The following is a 1,728-nucleotide window of genomic DNA, read 5'->3' as shown; positions in this document are numbered from 1 at the left end:
CCTAGAAGGCTGATGAAGATCTTGTTGAGGGGCTGTCCGGCCGGAGGCCGGATGGCCCTTCTTTGTTATGTGGTGGCTGGGGCGAGGTGCCAGGCGCCGTCGATGTGGGTGAGCCCGAGGTTGATCAGTCGGCGGAGGTTGAGGGCGGCGGCCCGGGTGTGGAGCCAGGTGTCGTTCTTGAGGGTGCCGCGGTAGCGCAGGCGCCGGTTGCCGTGGTGGACGATCCAGGCGACGGCGCGTTCGACCGGTGGCCGCCAGCGGCGGTAGTCGGCCTGCCACGTGGGATCGGTGGCGGCCTGGTGGCGGGCGGCCGCTTGGAGGTCGTGGTGCGGGCGGATGGTCAGGATGCGTCCGGTCCTGGCTCTGGTACACCGCTCGCGCAGGTGGCATCCGGCGCACAAGTTGCCGAAGGAGGCTTTGCGTTGGTGGTGCTGCCCGCCGGGGTCGGACAGGGCCACAGCGTGTCCGGCCGGGCAGGTCACGATGGCTGCGGTGGTGTCGATGGTGAAGTCGTCCGGGGTGAAGCCGCCGGGGACGGCCGGCCGCAGCGGGGCGGGCTTGAGGAACAGGCGGTGTCCTGCCTCGTGGAGTGCCTGGCGGGCGTCGCTGGTGGAGTAGGCGGTGTCGCCGAAGGCATCCAGCGGCTCGTCCTCGTCGGCAAGCAGCTCAAGTCCCACAGCGGCCTCGTGGTGCTCGGCTCCGGCGCCGGGCCGCAGAGCGACGGCGGTGTATAAGCCGGTTTCGGGCTCCACCACGAGGTGGGCCTTGAAGCCGTCCTGCTGGTGGCTGCGGGTTTTGTGGACGTGGCGGGCTGCCGGATCGACGGTGGAGACCATCCGGTTCGGGACGGTGCCCTGGGTGATGCGCCAGCGGCCGTCGCGGCCGTCGGAGTCCTCGGCGGGCTCGACGTCCTGTCCGGCGACCAGGGCCAGGATGCCCACCGCGTTCGCGGCTTTCTCCGCCAGTTGCTGGTCGGGCAGATGCCCCAGCAGCCGCAGCGCGTCTGTAACCAGCGCGTCGACCAGCACGGCGCGGGCCTGCTCGTCGTTCCAGGCGATCTTCGGTTTGCCCGGGTCGGTGTAGTCGTGCGCGCTGCACTGGGCAGCGGCGACCGCGTCGGCGCCGGGGACTTCGCGGATCACTGCCCGGACGGCGGCGATGATCTGGGTGACGGTGTCCTGGGTGGCGACCGCGTCGTCCAGCACGGTGGAGTCCAGCGCCCGGCGGTGCTTGCCCTTGAGGACGCCGGTGGCCTTCACGACCTCGCGCACGGCGTCGAAGATGCGGTTCGGGCGGGCGGAACGGGCCAGTCGGCGGCGGAAGTAGGCCAGCAGCGACGGATCGAACGCCATGTCGTTGAGGCCGAGCCCGCATGCGGCCTTCCACCGCAGGTCGCACCGTAGTTCCTGGACCGTCTCGAAGTCCGACAGCCCGTGCAGGGCCTGCAAGGTGATCGCGGCGGCCAGGATCTGCGGCGGCATGCTCGGCCGTCCGTTGGCCGACGGATACATGTCCGTGAACATCTCGGCCGGGAACAGCCTGCCGCGGTGCACGGCCAGGAACGCGAACACACTCCCGGCCGGGATCAGATCCCGACACGTCTCCCACACGTCCGGCCCGACCATCTCGCCGACCCACTCACCCATCGCCACACAACGAGTCTGGTGGGGGTGGGCCGCCGCCCGCCCGCGAGGAACAAAAAACATAACAATCAGAGACGGGGGAGAG

At 70.2% G+C, this 1,728-nt stretch carries 1 protein-coding gene; it reads right to left on the bottom strand.

Annotated features, from left to right (window positions below):
- Positions 1–65 precede the first annotated feature (65 nt).
- On the bottom strand, positions 66–1,646 hold the full coding sequence (locus ACFXC1_RS51195) for an IS1182 family transposase (RefSeq protein WP_381257374.1): 1,581 nt from the start codon (positions 1,644–1,646) through the stop codon (positions 66–68).
- Positions 1,647–1,728 lie beyond the last annotated feature (82 nt).

This window comes from Streptomyces hokutonensis (assembly GCF_042751305.1).
GTDB classification, from domain to species: domain Bacteria; phylum Actinomycetota; class Actinomycetes; order Streptomycetales; family Streptomycetaceae; genus Streptomyces; species Streptomyces hokutonensis_A.
This window is presented reverse-complemented; position numbering and strand designations above follow the sequence as displayed.